The sequence below is a fragment of the Variovorax sp. PEI5 genome (genome assembly GCF_056679935.1).
Genome location: NZ_CM155257.1, coordinates 3,024,121 through 3,043,863, shown reverse-complemented (window position 1 = coordinate 3,043,863; position 19,743 = coordinate 3,024,121). Strand labels below are relative to the sequence as shown.

Here is a 19,743-nt window from a genome sequence, read left to right as displayed (position 1 = left end):
ACGGCCCGCAGCGCCCGCCCGCCGCCACGACCAGGCCGCGATTCCCGTCGTCCGCCGGTCGTCGCCACGCTCGCCAGGACCCCCTTCCCCACCGGCCCCACCCCTGCCCTTCCTTCCTTCCCTACCCATGGCCGCCGTGCGCGATCTGTCGACCCTGCTCGCCCGCCTCGACCCGGAGGCCGACCTGGCCGCGCGCCACATCTGGCTGATCCAGATGTTCGACTGGCTGCGCGGCGACCGCGCCTCGCCGCAGGCGGCCGCGGGCCGCGCCGTGCTGCTCGTCGATGCCATCGAGGCGCGCGCCGACCTGCGCGCCAAGGCGCAGGCCTGGTGGGCGGTCTTCATCCGCACGGTCGATCTCACGGCGCTGCTGGCCGACCACGGCTTCGCGCCGCGCACCGCCTTCCTCAGCGAGCTGGGCGAACGATTGCGCCGCAAGATCCTGCCGGGGACGCCCGAGACCACCGATGCGTCCGACCTGTTCCGCATGGTGCTGCCGAGCGATTTCGACGCCCGCTGGATCGCGCTCGTCGACGAGGACACGCTCTCGCGCATCGGCCGCCTGCTGACGCTGCCCGAGACCGCGCCGATGCGACCGGCGACGACCGCCGCCACCGCCCCCGCCACCCCCGCCACCCCCACCGATACCGCGCCCTACTGGCGCCGCACCGTCATGGATGCCGTCACCTACTGCGCCAGCCAGGTGGTGGCGGCCGGCTTCTCGCCCGAGCTGCGGCTGCGCATGGGTCCGATCGCCGGCAGCGGCGAAGGCGCGACCACCGGGCCGGACGGCGCCGCGCCGGCCTCGCGCGTGCAGGCCTTCCAGACGCTGATGGCCGCCCTCGAACAACTGCGCGCCGAGGTCTTCCGGACCCCGCGCGACCCCGAGGCATTGCAGGCCGCGTTCATCGTCTTCCGCGACCGGCTCGACGACTGCCGCCTGGCGACCGCCTCGGTCTACGCGCACCTGGAGGACAACGGCATCTCGGTCGGCCTGGTGTTCCGCCTGCGCCAGCTGCGCGAACGCGTGCTGCGCATCCGCGAGCTGCTCGACTGCGTGCTGGCGCCGGCCCCGGCGCCGAGCGTGGCGCGGCTGGTGGGCAAGCTGGTGACCGCCGGCGGCGAACGCAGCTCGATCCGCGGGCTGATCGCCACCAACTCCTCGCTGCTGGCGGCCAAGGTCACCGAGCGCAGCGCCGAGGCCGGCGAGCACTACATCACCCGCGACCGGCCGGCCTACCTGCGCATGGTGCGCCAGGCCGCCGGCGGCGGCGCGCTGACCGCCGTCACGGTGCTGATGAAGTTCGCCATCGTGGCGCTCGGGCTGTCGGCGTTCTGGAACGGCTTCTGGGCCGGCGCCATGTACGCGGCGAGCTTCGTCACCATCCAGCTGCTGCACCTGACGCTGGCCACCAAGCAGCCGGCCATGACGGCGCCGGCCATGGCCGCGCGGCTGCACCGGCTCAAGGACCAGGGCGGCGTCGAGGCCTTCGTCGACGAGGTCACGCACCTGGTGCGCTCGCAGGTGGCGGCGGTGCTGGGCAATGTCGGCGTGGTGGTGCCGGTGATGCTGGGCGTCGGGGTGCTGGCCCGCGTGGTGCTCGACCACCCGGTGCTGGACGACGAGCACGCCATGGCGGTGCTGAAGTCGCTTTCCCTGGCCGGGCCGACGGCGATCTATGCCGCCTTCACCGGCGTGCTGCTGTTCGCCGCCAGCATCGTCGCGGGCTGGACCGAGAACGCCTTCGTGCTGCACCGGCTCGACTCGGCGCTGCGCCACAACCCGCGCATCGGCGCCGTGCTGGGTCCGAAGCGCGCGCGCCGCTGGGCCGGCTTCATGCGCACCCACATCTCCGGCTTCGCCTCCAACATCTCGCTGGGCTTCATGCTGGGCCTGGCGCCGGCGTTCGCGGCCTTCTTCGGCATCGGCCTGGAAGTGCGCCACGTGACGCTGTCGGCCGGGCAGATCGCCGCCGCCGCGGCCTCGATCGGCCCGGACGCGCTGCACCTGCCGGCGCTGTGGTGGGCGGCGGCGGCGATCCCCGTGACCGGCGCCATCAACGTCAGCGTGAGCTTCTATTTCGCCTTCCGCCTGGCGCTGCGGGCCCACAGCGTCAGCCGGGCCGACCGGGTGCTGATCCGGGCGGCGATCCTGGCGCGCTGGCGCCGCCGCGCGACCAGCTTCTTCCTGCCCGTGGGGGCCGGCCGATGATCTCCTCGCTGCTGCCGGCCGACCTGCTGGGCTTCTGGGCCGAATGGGTCCGGCCCTCGGCCGGCCTGCCGACCGTGCTGTGGTCGCTGCTGCTGGCCGCGGCCGCCGCCAGCGGCCACCTGGTGCAGCGCTACCTCGGCCTGCCCAAGGTGGTGGGCTATTCGATGGTCGGCACGCTGGTCGGCCTGGCCGGCTTCGAGGGCGCGATCTGGCCCCTGCAGGGCATCCCGCTGTTCCTGCTGGAGCTGGGCGTGGCGATCGTGCTGTTCGAGGCCGGCGGCCGGCTTCCGCTGCGCTGGTTCCGCCACAACCCGCAGGTGCTGCTGCAGAGCCTGCTGGAATCGGCGCTGACGTATTTCGGCGTCTTCTGGACCCTGCACGCGATGGGGGTGCCCGATCCGGTGGCCAATCCGGTCGCGCTGATGGCCATCGTCGCCTCGCCCGCCGTGCTCAGCCGCGTGGTCATGGACACGCGGGCCTCGGGTCCGATGACCGAGCGCGCCATGACGCTCGCCACCCTCAACACCTTCTATGCGCTGGCGCTGGGCTATGCGCAGGCCGGCCTGCTCGAGCGCGGCCCCGAGGGCCTGATCAGCAAGCTGCATCCGGTGCTGGTGGTGCTCGGCCTGTCCTTCGTGGTCGGCGCGCTGATGGCCCTCGCGCTGCGCTCGGCGCTGCGCGTGATGAGCCCGACCAGCGAGAACACCTCGATCCTGCTGCTGGCCATCATCGGCGCCGGCGCGGCGGTGGCGGCCCACTTCGGCGGCGCGGCGGCGCTGGCGGCGCTGATCGGCGGCATCCTGCTCAAGCAGCTCAATCCCAAGCCCTGGGCCTGGCAGCGCCAGCTCGGCACGGCGGCATCGCTGCTGACGATGCTGATGTTCGTGCTGGTCTCGATCGTCGCGGCGCAGGGCGACTGGAGCGTGCCGGTCGCCGGCGTGGTGATGGCGCTGATCGGCGTGCGCGCGCTGGCCAAGATCGCCGGCGTCGCGATCGCCAACCCGGGCAGCGGCGCGAGCTGGAAGCAGGCCTTCTGGGTCGGCTGCGCGATGTCGCCGCTGTCCTCGATCGCGCTGCTGATCGCCTCCAACTTCTCCACCGCCTCGCCGCTGCTGGGCGCGCTGATCACGCAGATTGCGCTGCCCACCATCCTGGTGATGGAGATGCTCGGCGCGGTGCTGGCGACGGTGGCCATCCACGCCTGCGGCGAGAGCTCGCGGCCGTGGCGGCCCGAGGCCTTCCTGGCCCACGACGACGACGCACGGGAGACGCATCGATGAGCACGCAGCCGCTCGACTCGCCCCAGGCCCGGCCGCTGCCGGCGCGCCAGGACCGCACGGTCGCGCTGGAGCGCTTCAACGACTCGCGCGCGCTGTCGCTCGGCGTCGAGCTGGAGCTGCAGCTGGTCAACACGCACGACTACGACCTCGCGCCCTATGCCGAGGACATGCTGCGCCTGATGGCGGAGACGAAGCTGCCGGGCAGCGTGGTGCCGGAGATGACCTCCAGCATGATCGAGATCTCGACCGATGTCTGCCATTCGGCCCAGGACGTGGTCGAGCAGCTGGGGCCGATCCGCGACGCCCTGGTGCGCAGCGCCGACCGGCTCAACATCGCGGTGCTCGGCGGCGGCACGCACGCCTTCCAGCAATGGCACGAGCAGCGCATCTACGACAAGCCGCGCTTCCGCCAGCTCTCCGAGCTCTATGGCTACCTGTCCAAGCAGTTCACCATCTTCGGCCAGCACGTGCACATCGGCTGCCCCGATGCCGACGCGGCGCTGCTGATGCTGCACCGCATGAGCCGCTACATCCCGCACTTCATCGCGCTGTCGGCCTCCAGCCCCTACGTGCAGGGCCAGGACACGCAGTTCGACTCGGCGCGGCTGAACTCGGTGTTCGCCTTCCCGCTGTCCGGCCGCGCGCCCTTCACCCTGAGCTGGGACGAGTTCGGCAACTACTTCGAGCGCATGACCCGCACCGGCGTGGTCCGCAGCATGAAGGATTTCTACTGGGACATCCGGCCCAAGCCGGAGTTCGGCACCATCGAGATCCGCGTCTTCGACACCCCGCTGACGGTCGAGCGCGCCGCCGCGCTGGCCGGCTACGTGCAGTCGCTGGGCGCCTGGTTCCTGCAGGAGCAGCCCTTCGTGCCGACCGAGGACGACTACCTGGTCTACACCTACAACCGCTTCCAGGCCTGCCGCTTCGGGCTCGACGCGGTCTATGTCGACCCCGCCACCGGCGACCACATGCCGCTGCGCGACCACATCCTGATGACCATGACCGAGCTCGAATGGCACAGCGAGGCGCTCGACGCCACCCGCGCCATCGCCGCGCTGCGCACCGACGTCGAGCGCGGCCACAACGACGCGCGCTGGCTGCGCGAGCGGCAGGCGCGCGAGCGGATGCTGCCGGAGGTGGTGCGCCAGGCGGCGCTGCGCTTTCGCGGCCAGGGCTGAGGCGGCAGCGCTTATGCTCGATCCCATGGGGGAATTCGACCTGATCAGGCGCTACTTCAAGCGCCCCGCCACGCGCTCGCCCCTGGGCGTGGGCGACGACTGCGCGCTGCTGGCGCCGGCGCCCGGCCTGCAGCTGGCGGTGTCCTCGGACATGCTGGTCGAGGGCCGGCACTTCCTGTCCACCGTCGATCCGGCGCGGCTCGGCCACAAGGCGCTGGCGGTCAACCTGAGCGACCTGGCCGCCTGCGGCGCCCGGCCGCTGGCCTTCACGCTGGCGCTGGCGCTGCCGGCTGTCGACGAGGACTGGCTCGAGGGCTTCTCGCGCGGCCTCTTCGCGCTGGCCGAGGCGCACGACTGCGAACTCGTGGGCGGCGACACCACGCGCGGCCCGCTCAACATCTGCATCACCGTCTTCGGCGAGGTGCCGCCCGGCGCGGCCGCGTTGCGCTCGGGCGCGCGCGCCGGCGACGACCTCTGGGTCAGTGGCACGCTGGGCGACGCCCGGCTGGCGCTGGAGGTGTTCCGCGGCACGCTGGCGCTGCCGGCCGCCGCCTTCGAGCTGGCGCGGCGGCGCATGGAGACGCCCACGCCGCGCGTCGCGCTGGGCCTGGCGCTGCGCGGCATCGCCACGGCGGCGCTCGACGTCAGCGACGGCCTGGTCGGCGACCTGCGCCACATCCTGGAGGCCAGCGCCGTCGGCGCGACGCTCGATGCCGATGCCGCCGTGGCGCGCGTGGCGCTGGGCGCGCCGGACCTGGCGCCGGACCTCGGCATCGACATCCTGCGCCTGTGCGCGCTGTCCGGTGGCGACGACTACGAACTGCTGTTCACCGCCCCGGCCGCCGCCCGCGCCGCCGTCGAGCGGGCCGGCCGCGAGGCCGCCACGCCGGTGGCGCGCATCGGCCGCATCGACGCCGAGGCCGGCCTGCGCATCGTCGACGCCGCCGGCGCGCCGGTCGCGCAGCGCTTCACGGCCTTCGACCACTTCGCCTGACGCCCGACACCTGAATCCCCCCGGGCCCTCGAGCGACACCCCACGGCCCCTCCTTCGAGCCCACCCCACCTTCGATGACCGCCTCCTTCGACCGCCCCGCCACCGCGCCGGCCAGCACGCGCCCCACCTTCGGCTTCATGCGCGGGCACGCGGCGCACTGGATCGCGCTGGGCTTCGGCGCCGGCCTGGCCCGCCGCGCGCCGGGCACCATCGGCACCCTGTGGGGCTGGGTCGCGTTCCTGGTCATGCAGGGCTTCGGCTGGTCGGACGCCACGCTGGGCGCGGTGATCCTGGCCGCGCTGCCGCTGGGCTGGTGGGCCTGCACCGTGACGGCCCGGCGCATGAACGTGACCGACCCCGGCAACATCGTCTGGGACGAGATCGTCGCCTTCTGGATCGTCCTGTGGCTGATCACGCCGGCCGGCCTGTGGGGCCAGATCGTCGCCTTCGCGCTGTTCCGCTACTTCGACGCCGCCAAGCCCGGACCGGTGGGCTGGGCCGATGCGCTGTTCAAGCCGGAGAGCGGCCCGGCCGGCGATGTGCGCTGGCACCTGGCCGGCCTCGGCATCCTGTTCGACGACCTGGTGGCGGCCTTCTGCACGCTGTTCGTGATCGCGCTGTGGCGCGCCTTCGTGGCCTGAACGACGCACGACCGCCATCCGGGCGTCACGCCATCCCCTCTTCCTCCCTCCTCCTCCTTCCCTGGTGGTACCCGCGATGAACGAGCTCCCGAACGACCTGCCCGACGCCACCGACGCCACCGACGCCACCGACGACATCCCGGCGCTGACCCTGCGGCTGGCCGCCCTGCTGCAGCGCGACGGCCGCCTGCTCGCCACCGCCGAGAGCTGCACCGGCGGCCTGATCGCCGGTGCCTGCACCGACCTGGCCGGCTCCAGCGCCTGGTTCGAACGCGGCTTCGTCACCTATTCCAACGCCGCCAAGCACGAGCTGCTGGGTGTCGACGCGGCGCTGATCGCCAGCCGGGGCGCGGTCAGCGAGCCGGTCGCGCGGGCCATGGCCGAAGGCGCCATCGCCCGGTCCCGGGCCCAGGTGGCGGTGGCCGTGACCGGCGTCGCCGGTCCCACCGGCGGCTCGGCCGACAAGCCGGTCGGCACGGTGTGGTTCGGCTGGTCGCTCGATGGCACGGTGCACACCGAGCGACGCCGCTTCGACGGCGACCGCGCCGCCGTGCGCCAGGCCACCGTGCGCCACGCGCTGCGCACGCTGGTGCTGCGGCTCGAAGGTCCCGGGCGCGCCTGAGCCGGCCGGGGCACCGCCCCCGCCCCCACCCCCCGAATCGATGGCGAGCCGTCGATCGTCGGTTCTGCATGCAGGATTTGGTATTCGGCATCGACAGTCGCTTCAAGTCGCGCGCCGGTCCTGCCGATACAGCGGTGATGAAGCCCTCCCACGACCATCCGAACATGGCAACGCCTCAGCCTCAGCCTCCGCCTCCACCTCCGGCGGTCGCCGGCCTGCGACTGAGCGAGCTGATCGGCTCGCTCAGCCACGCCCTGGACATCACCGAGGGCCAGCCGCGCGGCCATTGCGTGCGCGCCTGCTGGATCGGCATGCACATCGGGCTGCAGCTCGGGCTCGACGAGACGGCATTGCGCGACCTCTATTACACGATCCTGCTGAAGGACCTGGGCTGCAGCAGCAATGCCGCGCGCATCTGCGAGCTCTACATGACCGACGACCTGAGCTTCAAGCGCGACTTCAAGACCGTCGGCGACGGCCTGCCGCAGATGCTGAGCTTCGTCTTCAGCCACACCGGGCTGAAGGCGGGACTGTCGGACCGGCTGCGCGGCATCGTCGGCATCCTGCGCAACGGGCCGCGCATCGCCGACGAGCTGATCCAGACGCGCTGCACGCGCGGCGCCGACATCGCGCGCCAGCTGCGTTTCGGCGAGGCGGTGGCCGAGGGCATCGCCGGCCTGGACGAACACTGGGACGGCGGTGGCCGGCCGCGGCATCTGGCCGGCGAGCGCATCCCGCTGTACGCGCGCATCGCGCTGCTGTCCCAGGTGATCGACGTCTTCCATACCGCCGGCAGTGCCGATGCCGCCTTGCGCGAGGCCCGGCGCCGCGCCGGCGGCTGGTTCGATCCGATGCTGGTCAAGGCCTTCGAGCGCGTCGCGCTGGATCCGGTGTTCTGGCGTCACCTGGCCTCGCCGGGCGTCGAGGCGCTGGTGTTCGCCATGGAGCCGGGCTCGGAGCGCGCGGTGCTCGACGAGGACTACCTCGACGACATCGCCGCGGCCTTCGGGCAGGTGGTGGACAGCAAGAGCCCCTTCACCAGCGGCCACAGCACGCGGGTGGCCACCTATGTCGAGGCCATCGCCGCCGACCTGGGGATGGCGCCCGAGCGGCGCCGCTGGCTGCGCCGGGGCGCCCTGCTGCACGACGTCGGCAAGCTGGGGGTGAGCAACTCGGTGCTGGACAAGCCCGCCAAGCTCGACCGCGAGGAGTGGGTGTCGGTGCAGCAGCACGCGCAGCACACCGAAGCCATCCTCTCGCGCATCGGCGCCTTCGAGGAACTGGCGCGCATCGCGGCGGCGCACCACGAGCGGCTCGACGGCAAGGGCTATCCGCGCGGCCTCGGCGCCGACCAGATCTCGCTGGAGACCCGCATCATCACCACCGCCGACATCTTCGACGCCATCTCCGCCGACCGGCCCTACCGGGGCGCGATCCCGGTGGAAGGCACCCTGGAGATCATGGCCGAGAACGTCGGCACGGCGATCGACGTCGACTGCTTCGAGGCGCTCAGGCGGGTGGTGGCCCGGGTCTGAAGACCCGCTCGGTCGAGGCCGGCGCGGTCGCCAGCCGGGCGGTCGGGCGGCGTGGACGCGGCACCAGTTCGCCGCCGCAGTTCGGGCAGATGCCGGCCAGCCGCCGCGTGGCGCAGTCCTGGCAGAAGGTGCATTCGAAGGAGCAGATCCGCGCCTCCGGTCCGTCGGCCGGCAGGTCGCGATCGCAGCATTCGCAACCGGGGCGCATCTGAAGCATGGGAGGACTCCGTCGTCGAAGGGCTGGGGGGATGAGGCGTGGGGAGCGCCGTGGGCGCCCCCGGCTCAGTACGGGGGCGCGCGATGCGCCCGCTGCGCGCGCGCCGCCTCGGTCCACCAGGCCAGGTCGTCGGCGAAGCGCACGAAGGAACGGTCGAGCGACTCGCCCGGCTTGCCGATGGGTTGGGCCTGTTCGTCGAGCGTCTGCGCGATCGGGCCGACGGCCAGGGTGCTGGAGACCACCACCATGCCCATCTCCGACAGGATCGGGTGCCAGGCCGCGCCGGCGCGCACGCCGGAGAAGCGGCCGGCCGAATAGCTGGCGATGGCCGCCGGACGCCAGAACCACTCCTCCAGGAAGTGGTCGGTCAGGTTCTTCAGGCCGGGCTGCGGGCCCCAGTTGTATTCGCCGGTGACGAAGACGAAGCCATCGGCGGCGCGCAGCTTGCCGGCCAGCGTCTCCATGGCGGCGGGCGCCTCGCCAGGCGGATATTCCTTGTACATGCGGTCGAGCAGCGGCAGCCCGACGGCGCGGGCATCGATCAGCTCGGCCTCGGCGCCGCGCGCCTTCAGGCCGGCGACGACATAGTCCGCCAGGCGGATGCCCTGGCGGTCGGCGCGGTAGGAGCCATAGAACACGAGGATCTTGTCGGTCATGGGAATGGATGCTCCGGGTCGGGGGGTTCAGGCGCCGTGGCACTTCTTGAATTTCTTGCCGCTGCCGCACGGGCACGGATCGTTGCGCCCGGGCGTGGCCTCCTTGCGGATGGTCTCCTGGCGCGGACCCATGCTCTTCCAGAGCTGGCGCAGGTCGTAGACGGCCCAGATCGCCTCGCCGAAGGCATCGAGCCGGCGCTGGCTGACGCTGGGCGGTCCGTCCTCGCTGAACATCGAGACCTCGGGCTTGCCGGTGTCGTCCTCGGTCAGCGCGACGATGGCATCGAGCGCGTCGTCGAGCATGCCGGCGGCCTCCTTGTCGCGCGGCGCGGCCCAGTCCTCGGGCCAGTTCTCGACCGCGAACATGAAGCCCAGCGCCCACACCTGGGCGAACGACGGGATGGCCTCGCCGGCGACCTCGGCGCGCTCCTCCTCGGGCAGCGAGGCGATGGCGCCGCGCGTGTCGAGCACCTCGGGCTGGTAGGCGCGGTCGTCGTCGAGCGCCTCCACGGCGGCATCGAGCGCGGTCTCGATCTCCTGCCAGCGGCGCTTCCAGTGCCAGACCAGCTCCATGTGGCGCGCGGCGACGAAGCCGTCGCCGAAGATCAACGGGAAGTACTCGGTGGGCGGCACCGGGCGGCGGCAGCAGATCAGGGCGGCCATGAAGCCCTCGCAGAACTCCCATTGCGGGACTTCGTCGTCGCTCTCGCGCAGGGTGTCGAGCAGGCTGTCGAGCAGGTCGAAGTCCTCGGGGCCGAGCGGCTGGTCGGCCGCCAGGGCGGACGGCGCCATCGCGGGCGGCTCGGCGGGGACGTCGGAAGGCAGGTCGGAGGCGGGCGTGGTCATGTCGGAATCGGGTGGGGATCGGGTCGGGATCGGCCCTCTATGATGCAGCAGGCTTCCGGAGAGACATCATTCGCGCCCCCTCATTCGCTTCCTTCCCGGTCCGCTACACGGTCTTCGCGCTGTGCGCGGCGGGCTTCGCCGCCAGCCTGGGCGCCGCCGCGCTGGCGGCATCGGCCACGGCCGGCGGCGGTTGGCTCGCCGTGGCGGCATCCTTCGGCGCGCTGACGGCGCTCGGCCTGCACGACCGGCGCCAGACGCGCCACGCCATCCTGCGCAACTATCCGGTGGTCGGCCACCTGCGCTTCCTGCTCGAGTACGTCCGGCCGGAACTGCGCCAGTACTTCATCGAGAGCGACCAGGAGGCGACGCCGTTCTCGCGCGCGCAGCGCTCGCTGGTCTACCAGCGCGCCAAGGGCGAACCGGACAACCGGCCGTTCGGGACCCAGATCGACGTCGGGCGCACCGGCTACGAATGGATCAACCATTCGATGCAGCCGACCCGGCTCGACGACCACGACTTCCGCATCGTCATCGGCGGCGCGCCGGCCACCGCCAGCGCGCCGGGCACCGGCTGCACGCAGCCCTACAGCGCCAGCGTGTTCAACATCTCGGCCATGAGCTTCGGCTCGCTGTCGGCCAACGCCGTGCTGGCGCTCAACCAGGGCGCGAAGCTCGGCGGCTTCGCGCACGACACGGGCGAGGGCTCGATCTCGCGCCACCACCGCGTCCACGGCGGCGACCTGATCTGGGAGATCGGCTCGGGCTATTTCGGCTGCCGCGACGACGACGGCCGCTTCAGCGAGTCGCGCTTCGAGGAGAACGCGCGCGATCCGCAGGTGAAGATGATCGAGATCAAGCTCAGCCAGGGCGCCAAGCCCGGCCACGGCGGCGTGCTGCCGGGGCCGAAGGTGACGGCCGAGATCGCCGAGGCGCGCGGCGTCCCCGAGGGCGTGGACTGCATCTCGCCATCGGCGCACAGCGCGTTCTCCACGCCGGTGGAGATGATGCATTTCATCGAACGGCTGCGCCGCCTCTCGGGCGGCAAGCCGACCGGCTTCAAGTTCTGCCTCGGCCATCCCTGGGAGTGGTTCGCCCTGGTCAAGGCGATGCAGGTGACCGGCATCACGCCCGACTTCATCGTCGTCGACGGCGCCGAGGGCGGCACCGGCGCGGCCCCGGTCGAGTTCATCGACCACGTGGGCGTGCCGATGCAGGAAGGACTGCTGCTGGTCCACAACACCCTGGTGGGCACCCGCCTGCGCGATCGCATCAGCATCGGCTGCGCCGGCAAGGTCATCACCGCCTTCGACCTGGCGCGCGTGATGGCGCTGGGCGCCGACTGGTGCAACGCCGGGCGCGGCTTCATGCTGGCGCTGGGCTGCATCCAGGCCCAGACCTGCCACACCGGCTTCTGCCCGACCGGCGTGACCACGCAGGACGCCGGGCGCCAGCAGGCGCTGGTGGTGCCCGACAAGGCCGAGCGCGTGCGCAACTTCCATCGCAGCACGCTGCACGCGCTGCAGGAACTGGTGCAGGCCGCCGGCCTCGCGCATCCGCGCCAGATCACGGCCCACCACATCGTGCGGCGTATCTCGGCGACCGAGGTGCGCCTGCTGAGCAACCTGGTGATGCAGGTCGCACCGGGCGCGCTGCTGGGTCCGCTGGACGACCAGCACACGGTGTTCCGCAACTACTGGCCGCTGGCGAGCGCCTACAGCTTCCAGGCGGTCGACCCGGCGGCGGCGGCGGATGCCGGTGGCGGGCGGACCCCGGCCACGGCCTATGGCCTGGTCGCGGACACCGGCGCGCATGCCGCCATGGGCGCCGGGACGTCCGATGCCGCCGCCATCGCCCGCGACATCCGCGCTCCGGATGCCGACGCCGCGATCCGCGCCGCCGCCGCGCCCGTCCCGGTCGCCGGCACCGCCACCTCGTCCACCGCCCCACCCCCCATCGAGACCGCTCCCACCGCATGAATCCCTTCCGCCGCCGTGCCCGCGCCGCCGCGCCGGGCCGCCCGACGCCCGACGGACGCGCTCCCTCCTCCTCCCGCTCGACGCCGCTGCCGTCCCCGGTGCCCGGCCCCGCCCCGGTCATCGGACTGGCGGCCGGCGACTACACCGGCTTCCTGCGCGCGATGCTGCCCCGGCAGACGCGCGGCATCGCCAGCCATCGCCTCGATGGCGAGCGCGTCTGGCTGAAGAAGGCCGGGCCGCGCCATGGCGCCTGGCGCTACCACGTGCTGGGCTTCATCGCCGCCACGCTGCGGCTCGACGTGCTGCGCCCGGTGCCCAATCCGGGCGGCGCGGCGGCCATCGCCATCGAGGCGCGGCGCCTGCGCGAACTCGATGCCCTGGGCCTGCGCGTGCCGCGCGTGCTGGCGCAGCAGGACGATGGCCTGCTGCTGTCGGACCTCGGCGAGAGCCGCGCCACGGTGGTGGTGCTGCAGGAACGCCTGGACCAGGCCGCGGCGCTCGGCCCGGCGGCCCTGCTGGCGGTGTGGCGCGACGGGCTCGACGCCATCGCCGCCGTGCATGCGCGGGGCACCTGCCTGAGCCAGGCCTTCGACCGCAACCTGGTGCAGTGCCCGGACGGCGTGATCGGCTACATCGACTTCGAGGACGACCCGCGCGCCACGCTCGGGCTGGACGAATGCCAGGTCCGCGACTGGCTGAGCTACCTGCATTCCACCGCCATGCTGGTGCGCGCCGCCACGCCGCAGGCCGCCGGCGCGCACTGGCACGCCGTGCTGGCCGATGCCAGCGACGCGGTGCGCGAGCGCATCGCCGGCGCGGCGCGCCGCATGCGCTGGCTGCGCCACCTGCCGCAGAGCCGGCGCTGGGGTCGCGACACCCAGCGCGTGCGCGCCTGCGCGCGGCTGCTGGCGCGCTGGCACACCGAAGCCCTGTGAAGCCCCGGCGGCGTCCTCAGGCCGGACGGCGCCCGCCGCCGCCGGGCGCCGCCGTCGCGGAGCGCGCGATGCGCCAGGTCAGCCACAGGCCGCCCACCGGCACGATCACCGTCTGCACCAGGAACACCACCATCAGGTCGACGATCCGGTCGGCCCAGGTGGCGGCTTCGGCCAGCAGGGCCGCATAGCCGGCCTTGAGGTCGGGCATGCCCTTCCACCAGCGCTCGACGCGCTCGGCCAGGCCGCCCGGCGCGGTGGTGGCGGCTTCGACGGCCGTGGGCGGCGTCCGCTCGACCAGCGCCAGGGCGGCGTCGTGCTGCGGCTTCATGTAGGCGACATACAGCCATTCGTTGGCCAGCACGGTGGCCGGCACGGCGAAGCGCGCCAGCAGCAGCACCACCAGCGCCGGTCGCAGCCAGCGCGCGGAGTGGCCATCGCGCCAGCACATGGCGGCCAGCCAGAGCACGGCGACGCCGCTCAGGGCCAGCGCCAGCGCCGTGCTGCCCCCGATGTCGAGCAGCACGCGCTGCACGCCGAAGGCGACGCTCGCCGCCAGCATGGCGCTGGCGAAATGGTCGACCAGCTCGTTGACCGGCTGCAGCACCTGCCCGGGCGCCGTGCCGACGCCGATGCCGCCGGGCTTCACGTCGACCTGCGTGCCCTGCGCCACCGAGATCACCGCGCCGAGCGTGCGCGCGGCGGCGAAGGCCACCAGCGCGCGCTTCAGGCCGGCCTCGACGCTGGCGCGCGCCGGCGCCTCGAACGGCACCGCCCAGGCGCCCAGCAGGACGGCGAGCGTGACGACCAGCGCGATCAGGCGCCGGGGCAGCGCAGAGACGGAAGGAGAGGAAGGGGAACTCGTCATGGGGCCGAGCTTAGAGGCTGGCGGCGGGAGGCCGGTGGCGCCGCGCGACGCGGCCGGTCAGCCGAACGACGGCGCCACCGCCACGCCCAGGGTGGCGAGCCGCTTGCGCATCGACAGCACCGCGCGGTCCTTGCTCAGCAGCCGCGCGCGCCGGGCGACGGCGAGGTCGATGAACATCTGGTCGTCGGCATCCTTGCAGACGAAGGGCGCGCGCGGTGGCGGGGAATCGATGGTCCGCGAGCCGGCATCGAAGGCGGCCAGCACCGCCTCCGGCCGGCGCCCATCGCGCAGCAGCCGGCGCGCGATCAGCGGATAGCCCAGCACGCGCGCGAGCTCGGCGCGCATCGGCGGCGTGGCGATCCAGCGCAGCTCGCCCGCGGCCAGCGCCGAGCGCAGCGCGGCCCAGCATGGATCGTAGAACACCAGCAGGTCGAGCGCGATGTTGGTGTCGATGACGATGGCCGTGGCGATGGCCGTCATGTCGTCCCCGGCCTCTGGCCGTGGGTTGCCGGATGGCCCCGACGGCCCGGATGGCTCCGACGCGCGATGCCGCTCGGGCGTCACGCGACGCGCCAGGCCGGCGTTCCGACCGTTTCGTTGAGGGTGTCGGTGGCCATGCCCCAGCGCGCGAACTCGGGCGCGAATTCCATCAGCGTCAGCAGGCCGGCGGCGATGTGGGCGCCGACGGGCAGGGGCCCGCGCGCGTCCGGGCTGGCCAGGCGCCGCGCCAGCAGGAGGGCCGCCATGCAGGGAATCTCCGGGCCGTGGTCGTCCTCGGCCACGATGTGCCAGGAGCGCCGCATCGGGCGGCCCGCGGCATTGCGCCCCTGGACGCGCAGCATCATGCCGCCGCGCGGCGTGCCCAGGAAATCCAGCAGGCCGGCGGTGGCGTTGAGCAGGCCGGTGAAGTGCGTGAGCCGCGGCAGCAGGCGCCGGGCGCGCAGCTTGGACAGCCGTTCGAAGGCCCGCTGCGCCATGCCGCTCTCCAGCGCGGCATTGAACATCACCCGCTGCGTGACGCCATAGCGTGTCGGAAAGAGTTCCAGGTCGGGCACGTCGCACAGCGCCCCCATGCGGGCCTTCAGGCGCGCGAACTCGATCGGCTCGGGTGCGGCCCAGCCCCGCCGCGTCTGCCACGCGCCCTCGATCCAGACCGAGACCGGTTCGCCGCAATAGCTCAGCACGGCGGCCAGCGTAGCGCGGCCACGCGGCGCGGTCTGCGCCGGCGCGATGCAGATGTCGATGCTGTCGATCTCCCGCCAGCCGGCCGCGAGATGCTCGACGACGGCCGACGACAGTCCCGGCAGCGTGCTCGCCCCGCACACCGCCGTGCGGCCGGCGGCACGGAAGGCGGCATCGACGGCGGCCGGGAAATCGCAGACGAAGCGGCGCCCGTCGGCCAGATCGATGTAGTGCGCGCCGGCGGCGGCGGCGGCCTCGGCCACGCCATAGCCCTGCTGCTGGAACGGCCCGGCCGCGTGGATGACGAGTTCGATGCCCAGGCGCCGCAGTTCGACCACGAGGTCGGCGCTGTCGAGATCGATCGCCACGCCCCGGACGCCGTGGTTCCTGATGCTGACCGCCAGGGCCTCGGCGCGTGGGCCGTCGCGGCCCGCGATCCACAGTTCGATGCGGGGATCGCGCCCGAGGATGCGACAGATGCGGGCCCCGAAGTTGCCATAGCCACCCAACACGAGCGTTTTCATCATGGAGCCTCCAGTCGCCAGGAAATCAGGTGCGCCCGCGGGCCGAACCGGCCACCATGTCGAAGCGGAACAGACGGCATTCGATCGGCCCGTTCCACATCGGCACGCGCCTCGATTCCTTCAGGCGCATGCGCTTGGGGCATTGCAGGTCGGGCGTCAGCATCCAGGCGGTCCAGCCGGCGTAGTTGCGCTTCCAGTGACTGGCGAGCTGGACGAAGAACTCGCCGCCGTCCTCGGTCTGCGCCTGCTCCCGGCCGGCCGCGTGCGGCGCGCGTGGCGGCTGATGATCATGCGCCATGTCACGCGCATGCGGCGCGTCGTCCGCGACACCGACGCGGGGCCGGACCGGACCACGCGCGCCGCGCGCGGCCACGCCGCCGACCTCGATGCGCTCGCCATAGGGCGGGTTCAGCATGATCACGCCGCCCTCGGCCGGCGGCATGCGCTGGAGCGCGTCGCCGCCGCGGAAGTCGATCGCCGCCGCCACGCCGGCGCGTTCGGCGTTGCGCTGGGCGAAGTCGACCATGCGGTGCGAGACATCGCTGCCGAAGATGGCGGGCGCGGCCGTCGACCGCGCCGCGGCCTCGCGCTCGGCATCGGCCTGGAGGCCCGCCCAGACGTGGGACTGGAACGGCAGCAGCTTCTCGAAGCCGAAGCGCCGCTGTCCGCCGGCGGCCAGGCCCAGCGCGATCTGCGCCGCCTCGATGGCGATGGTGCCGCTGCCGCAGCACGGGTCGTAGAGCGGCGCCGCCGACACCTCGCCGGTCTCCGGGTTCCACCAGCCGCTGGCCGCCAGCATCGCCGCCGCCAGGGTCTCCTTCAGCGGCGCGTCGCCCTTGTCCTGACGCCAGCCGCGCTTGAACAGCGGCTCGCCGGAGGTGTCGATGTAGAGCGTGCAGGTGTCGGTGGTGAGGTGGGCGAAGACGCGGCAGTCGGGCCACTGCGTCTCGATGCTCGGGCGCACGCCGCCGGCCTTGGCGCGGAAGCGGTCGGCGATGGCGTCCTTGATGCGCAGGGTAGCGAAGTTCAGGCTGGTGAGCGGGCTGTGCTGCGCGGTGGTCTCGATCTTGAAGGTCTCGCGGGGCGTGAACCAGATCTCCCAGGCCACGCCGCTGGCGATGGCGTAGAGATCGTTCTCGCTGCGGTAGCCGGCATGCGCCAGTTCGACCAGCACGCGCTGGGCGAGCCGGCTGTGCAGGTTGAGCTTCAGGGCGTCGCGCCAGGAACCGCGCACCGACACGCCGCCGCGCGAGGACCGCAGGTCCTCGCCGGCCAGGCCGGTCAGCTGGTGCACCTCCTGCGCCAGGAATTCCTCGACGCCGGCGGCGCAGGGCAGGAAAAGTCTCAGCTCGTTCATGGTCGTTCCTCGTCTCTCGCGGGCGGCGTCGCGCCCGCGTTCACAGCGCCTTGCGCAGGTTGGCCGGTGCGATGCGCAGGGCCTCGCGGTACTTGGCGACGGTGCGTCGCGCGCATTCGATGCCCTGCTCCTTCAGCATCTCGGAGATCTGGCTGTCCGACAGCGGCTTCTTGATGTCCTCGGAGCCGACGAACTGCCGGATCAGCGCGCGCACGGCCGTGCTCGACGCGTTGCCGCCGGTCTCGGTGCCCAGCGCCGAGCCGAAGAAGTACTTCAGCTCGACCGTGCCGAAGGGCGTCGCCATGTACTTGGCGGTGGTCACGCGGCTGATGGTGGATTCGTGCAGGCCCAGCTCGTCGGCGATCTCGCGCAGCACCAGCGGCCGCATGGCCAGCTCGCCATGGATGAAGAAGCTCTTCTGGCGCTCGACGATGGCATTGGAGACCCGCAGGATGGTGTCGAAGCGCTGCTGGATGTTCTTGATGAACCAGCGCGCCTCCTGCAGCCGCTGCGACAGCGCCTGGCTGCCCTCGCCCTTGTGCTGCTTCAAGGCGCCGGCGTAGATGTCGTGCACGCGCAGGCGCGGCATGACGTCGGGGTTGAGCGCGACGCGGAACTTGACGTGGGTGCCCCGGCCGGTACGCGTGACGATGACATCGGGCACGACCACGTTGCGCTCGACGTCGACGAAGCGCCGGCCCGGCTTGGGCTCCAGCGTCGCCACCAGCTGCAGCGCGGCGCGCACCGTCTCCTCGTTGCTGCGCGTGAGGGTGGCCAGGCGCTTGAAGTCGCGCCGCGCGAGCAGCTCCATCGGCTGGCGGCAGACCGCGATGGCGATGCGGCGCACCTGCGCCGTCGCCTCGGCTTCGTCGGGCAGGGCCAGCGCGCGCAGCTGGATCGTCAGGCACTCGCCCAGGTCGCGCGCGCCGACGCCGACCGGCTCCAGACTCTGCAGCAATCCGAGGGCGACCTGAAAGTGATGCACCAGGCCATCGAACTCGTCGTTGTCGTCGCCCGCCAGGCCCGAGGCCAGCGCGGGCAGCGAGTCCTCCAGGTAGCCGTCGTCGTTGAGCGACTCGATCAGGAAGGTCAGTGCCGCGCGGTCGTTCTCGCCCAGCCGCAGGCTCAGCGCCTGCCGGTGCAGGAAGCTCTGCAGCGACTCCTGGCTGCGCGCCAGCTCGGCGGCATCGGCGCGTTCGCCATCGTCGCCCGAGGAGGTGTTGCGCGCGGGCGCGTCGCCGCCCCACTCGCTGTCGTCGGGCGCCATCTCGACGGTGCCGTCGCCTTCCCAGTCGGGCTGGGCATCGACGGCGGCGGTCTCGGCGGCTTCGGATCCCGGCGCGTCGCCCTCGGCCGTCGCGGATGTCGTGGCCGACGACGGCGCCATGGCGGCGGCGGCCTCGAGGAACGCGTCGGCATCGGCATCGCCGGCCCCCGCGCCGATGGCGAAATCGTCCCCGTCGACGTCGTCGCGCGTCGCCGGCGCATCGGCCGTGTCGACGCCGAACTCCTCGCGCGCGGCCTCCTCCATCGTGCGCTCGAGAAACGGGTTCTCGTCGAGCATCTGCTCGACCTCCTGGCTGAGTTCGAGCGTCGACAGCTGCAGCAGCCGGATCGACTGCTGCAGCTGCGGCGTGAGCGCCAGATGCTGGGAGACGCGAAGGGAAAGTCCTTGTTTCACGAGCGTCCGGTCAATGCAGAGAAGGAAGAGTCGAAAGATTCAATGTGATTCGCCGATGAGTGGGAAAGGCACGACACGATGCGGGGGGAGGCGCGGCACCCGCCGCTGCCCGCCGCGCCGCGAGCACCGCGGATCCGGCTTCGCCGGTCCGCCGGTGCTGCCCCCGGCAGGGGGTGGGCGAAGGCGACACGCGGTGCGCCGCAGCCTGGGGGCGAGCCTTGCTCACATCTTGAAGTGCTCGCCCAGATAGACCCGTCGCACCTCCGCGTTGTCGACGATCTCGGATGGCGTGCCCTGTGCCAGCACCTGGCCGTCGCTGATGATGAAGGCGTGATCGCAGATGCCCAGCGTCTCGCGCACGTTGTGGTCGGTGATGAGCACGCCGATGCCGCGCTCCTTCAGGAAGCTGACGATGCGCTGGATCTCGATCACCGCGATCGGGTCGATGCCGGCGAAGGGCTCGTCCAGCAGGATGAAGCGCGGCTGCGTGGCCAGGGCGCGCGCGATCTCCACGCGGCGGCGCTCGCCGCCCGACAGCGCCAGCGCGGGCGAATTGCGCAGGTGCTCCACGCGCAGGTCGGCCAGCAGTTCCTCCAGCCGCTCGTCGATGCGCTGCCTGGACAACGGCGCCATGCGGCCGCGCGCGTCCGGCTCCTCCTGCAGCTCGAGCACGGCGCGCACGTTCTCGCGCACCGTGAGCTTGCGGAAGATCGAGGCCTCCTGCGGCAGGTAGCTCAGACCCATGCGAGCGCGCTTGTGGATGGGCATGTGGGCGATCGGCTCGCCGTCGATGCTGATGTCGCCGGCATCGGCGCGCACCAGGCCGACGATCATGTAGAACGAGGTCGTCTTGCCGGCGCCATTGGGGCCGAGCAGGCCCACCACCTCGCCCTTCTGCACCTGGAGCGAGACGTTCTTGACCACCATGCGGCTGCCATAGCTCTTCTGCAGGCCGTGGGCGATCAGCCGGCTGACCGGCGCGGCGCCGCCGGGGCGGGCTGCGGCCTGGCGACCGGAGCCGACGAGGTTGGCATCGATG

18 protein-coding genes are annotated in these 19,743 nt (G+C 72.5%); 9 read left to right on the top strand and 9 right to left on the bottom strand.

Annotation, left to right across the window (positions count from 1 at the left end):
* Nucleotides 1-127: 127 nt before the first annotated feature.
* The 7 genes from AC1MLT_RS13970 (at nucleotide 128) to AC1MLT_RS13940 (ending at nucleotide 8,465) form a co-directional block, all read left to right on the top strand.
* Nucleotides 128-2,212 carry a site-specific recombinase gene (locus AC1MLT_RS13970; RefSeq protein ID WP_481032802.1) on the top strand — a complete coding sequence of 695 codons (2,085 nt, stop codon included), beginning with the start codon at nucleotides 128-130 and terminating at the stop codon, nucleotides 2,210-2,212.
* Nucleotides 2,209-3,492, top strand: coding sequence for a cation:proton antiporter domain-containing protein (locus AC1MLT_RS13965; protein WP_481032801.1), 1,284 nt, complete (start codon nucleotides 2,209-2,211; stop codon nucleotides 3,490-3,492). Before AC1MLT_RS13970 ends, AC1MLT_RS13965 begins: the two co-directional genes overlap by 4 nt.
* Nucleotides 3,489-4,673, top strand: coding sequence for a YbdK family carboxylate-amine ligase (locus AC1MLT_RS13960; protein ID WP_481032800.1), 1,185 nt, complete (start codon nucleotides 3,489-3,491; stop codon nucleotides 4,671-4,673). The genes AC1MLT_RS13965 and AC1MLT_RS13960 overlap by 4 nt, the downstream gene beginning before the upstream one ends.
* Nucleotides 4,674-4,698: 25 nt before the next feature.
* Nucleotides 4,699-5,667, top strand: a complete 969-nt coding sequence (gene thiL, locus AC1MLT_RS13955) for a thiamine-phosphate kinase (RefSeq protein ID WP_481032799.1) — start codon at nucleotides 4,699-4,701, stop codon at nucleotides 5,665-5,667.
* A gap of 74 nt (nucleotides 5,668-5,741) precedes the next feature.
* Nucleotides 5,742-6,308 (top strand): phosphatidylglycerophosphatase A family protein, encoded by a 567-nt coding sequence (locus AC1MLT_RS13950; RefSeq protein ID WP_481032798.1) that lies wholly within the window; start codon nucleotides 5,742-5,744, stop codon nucleotides 6,306-6,308.
* A gap of 76 nt (nucleotides 6,309-6,384) precedes the next feature.
* Nucleotides 6,385-6,930: a CinA family protein gene (locus tag AC1MLT_RS13945; protein WP_481032797.1), complete on the top strand. Its 546-nt coding sequence runs from the start codon at nucleotides 6,385-6,387 to the stop codon at nucleotides 6,928-6,930.
* 164 nt (nucleotides 6,931-7,094) lie between these two features.
* Nucleotides 7,095-8,465, top strand: coding sequence for an HD-GYP domain-containing protein (locus tag AC1MLT_RS13940; protein ID WP_481032796.1), 1,371 nt, complete (start codon nucleotides 7,095-7,097; stop codon nucleotides 8,463-8,465).
* Here AC1MLT_RS13940 and AC1MLT_RS13935 read toward each other — a convergent pair.
* From AC1MLT_RS13935 to AC1MLT_RS13925, 3 genes are all read right to left on the bottom strand, one after another.
* Nucleotides 8,440-8,682 (bottom strand): DUF1272 domain-containing protein, encoded by a 243-nt coding sequence (locus AC1MLT_RS13935; protein WP_481032795.1) that lies wholly within the window; start codon nucleotides 8,680-8,682, stop codon nucleotides 8,440-8,442. The two genes, AC1MLT_RS13940 and AC1MLT_RS13935, sit on opposite strands and share 26 nt — an antisense overlap.
* Nucleotides 8,683-8,747: 65 nt before the next feature.
* Nucleotides 8,748-9,338, bottom strand: a complete 591-nt coding sequence (locus AC1MLT_RS13930) for an NADPH-dependent FMN reductase (protein ID WP_481032794.1) — start codon at nucleotides 9,336-9,338, stop codon at nucleotides 8,748-8,750.
* A gap of 27 nt (nucleotides 9,339-9,365) precedes the next feature.
* Complete coding sequence (locus tag AC1MLT_RS13925; RefSeq protein ID WP_481035025.1) at nucleotides 9,366-10,130, bottom strand: YecA/YgfB family protein; 765 nt, start codon at nucleotides 10,128-10,130, stop codon at nucleotides 9,366-9,368.
* 173 nt (nucleotides 10,131-10,303) lie between these two features.
* Here AC1MLT_RS13925 and AC1MLT_RS13920 point away from each other — a divergent pair, with 173 nt between their 5' ends.
* Both AC1MLT_RS13920 and AC1MLT_RS13915 read left to right on the top strand, forming a co-directional pair.
* Nucleotides 10,304-12,160 carry an FMN-binding glutamate synthase family protein gene (locus tag AC1MLT_RS13920; RefSeq protein ID WP_481035023.1) on the top strand — a complete coding sequence of 619 codons (1,857 nt, stop codon included), beginning with the start codon at nucleotides 10,304-10,306 and terminating at the stop codon, nucleotides 12,158-12,160.
* Nucleotides 12,157-13,095 (top strand): BUD32 family EKC/KEOPS complex subunit, encoded by a 939-nt coding sequence (locus AC1MLT_RS13915; RefSeq protein ID WP_481032793.1) that lies wholly within the window; start codon nucleotides 12,157-12,159, stop codon nucleotides 13,093-13,095. The genes AC1MLT_RS13920 and AC1MLT_RS13915 overlap by 4 nt, the downstream gene beginning before the upstream one ends.
* 16 nt (nucleotides 13,096-13,111) lie before the next feature.
* On the opposite strand, the gene AC1MLT_RS13910 is transcribed toward AC1MLT_RS13915, so the two are convergent.
* The 6 genes from AC1MLT_RS13910 to lptB form a co-directional block, all read right to left on the bottom strand.
* Nucleotides 13,112-13,960, bottom strand: a complete 849-nt coding sequence (locus tag AC1MLT_RS13910; protein ID WP_481032792.1) for a hypothetical protein — start codon at nucleotides 13,958-13,960, stop codon at nucleotides 13,112-13,114.
* Nucleotides 13,961-14,017: 57 nt separating this feature from the next.
* Nucleotides 14,018-14,440, bottom strand: a complete 423-nt coding sequence (locus AC1MLT_RS13905; RefSeq protein WP_481032791.1) for a PIN domain-containing protein — start codon at nucleotides 14,438-14,440, stop codon at nucleotides 14,018-14,020.
* A gap of 80 nt (nucleotides 14,441-14,520) precedes the next feature.
* Nucleotides 14,521-15,669 (bottom strand): saccharopine dehydrogenase NADP-binding domain-containing protein, encoded by a 1,149-nt coding sequence (locus AC1MLT_RS13900; protein WP_481032790.1) that lies wholly within the window; start codon nucleotides 15,667-15,669, stop codon nucleotides 14,521-14,523.
* Between the two features lie 22 nt (nucleotides 15,670-15,691).
* Nucleotides 15,692-17,023, bottom strand: a complete 1,332-nt coding sequence (locus tag AC1MLT_RS13895) for a THUMP domain-containing class I SAM-dependent RNA methyltransferase (protein WP_481032789.1) — start codon at nucleotides 17,021-17,023, stop codon at nucleotides 15,692-15,694.
* Between the two features lie 40 nt (nucleotides 17,024-17,063).
* Nucleotides 17,064-18,704, bottom strand: coding sequence for an RNA polymerase factor sigma-54 (locus AC1MLT_RS13890; RefSeq protein WP_481032788.1), 1,641 nt, complete (start codon nucleotides 18,702-18,704; stop codon nucleotides 17,064-17,066).
* Nucleotides 18,705-18,926: 222 nt separating this feature from the next.
* A complete protein-coding gene (gene lptB / locus AC1MLT_RS13885; RefSeq protein ID WP_481035021.1) occupies nucleotides 18,927-19,742 on the bottom strand; it encodes an LPS export ABC transporter ATP-binding protein in 816 nt (271 codons plus the stop codon).
* Between the last annotated feature and the right edge of the window lies 1 nt (nucleotide 19,743).

What these genes read in the sequence shown, in the direction of transcription:
- AC1MLT_RS13970 (WP_481032802.1), top strand. Translation starts at nt 128, where the DNA reads ATGGCCGCCGTGCGCGATCTGTCGACCCTGCTCGCCCGCCTCGACCCG.
- AC1MLT_RS13965 (WP_481032801.1), top strand. Translation starts at nt 2,209, where the DNA reads ATGATCTCCTCGCTGCTGCCGGCCGACCTGCTGGGCTTCTGGGCCGAA.
- AC1MLT_RS13960 (WP_481032800.1), top strand. Translation starts at nt 3,489, where the DNA reads ATGAGCACGCAGCCGCTCGACTCGCCCCAGGCCCGGCCGCTGCCGGCG.
- thiL (WP_481032799.1), top strand. Translation starts at nt 4,699, where the DNA reads ATGGGGGAATTCGACCTGATCAGGCGCTACTTCAAGCGCCCCGCCACG.
- AC1MLT_RS13950 (WP_481032798.1), top strand. Translation starts at nt 5,742, where the DNA reads ATGACCGCCTCCTTCGACCGCCCCGCCACCGCGCCGGCCAGCACGCGC.
- AC1MLT_RS13945 (WP_481032797.1), top strand. Translation starts at nt 6,385, where the DNA reads ATGAACGAGCTCCCGAACGACCTGCCCGACGCCACCGACGCCACCGAC.
- AC1MLT_RS13940 (WP_481032796.1), top strand. Translation starts at nt 7,095, where the DNA reads ATGGCAACGCCTCAGCCTCAGCCTCCGCCTCCACCTCCGGCGGTCGCC.
- AC1MLT_RS13935 (WP_481032795.1), bottom strand. Translation starts at nt 8,682, where the DNA reads ATGCTTCAGATGCGCCCCGGTTGCGAATGCTGCGATCGCGACCTGCCG.
- AC1MLT_RS13930 (WP_481032794.1), bottom strand. Translation starts at nt 9,338, where the DNA reads ATGACCGACAAGATCCTCGTGTTCTATGGCTCCTACCGCGCCGACCGC.
- AC1MLT_RS13925 (WP_481035025.1), bottom strand. Translation starts at nt 10,130, where the DNA reads ATGGCGCCGTCCGCCCTGGCGGCCGACCAGCCGCTCGGCCCCGAGGAC.
- AC1MLT_RS13915 (WP_481032793.1), top strand. Translation starts at nt 12,157, where the DNA reads ATGAATCCCTTCCGCCGCCGTGCCCGCGCCGCCGCGCCGGGCCGCCCG.
- AC1MLT_RS13910 (WP_481032792.1), bottom strand. Translation starts at nt 13,960, where the DNA reads ATGACGAGTTCCCCTTCCTCTCCTTCCGTCTCTGCGCTGCCCCGGCGC.
- AC1MLT_RS13905 (WP_481032791.1), bottom strand. Translation starts at nt 14,440, where the DNA reads ATGACGGCCATCGCCACGGCCATCGTCATCGACACCAACATCGCGCTC.
- AC1MLT_RS13900 (WP_481032790.1), bottom strand. Translation starts at nt 15,669, where the DNA reads ATGATGAAAACGCTCGTGTTGGGTGGCTATGGCAACTTCGGGGCCCGC.
- AC1MLT_RS13895 (WP_481032789.1), bottom strand. Translation starts at nt 17,023, where the DNA reads ATGAACGAGCTGAGACTTTTCCTGCCCTGCGCCGCCGGCGTCGAGGAA.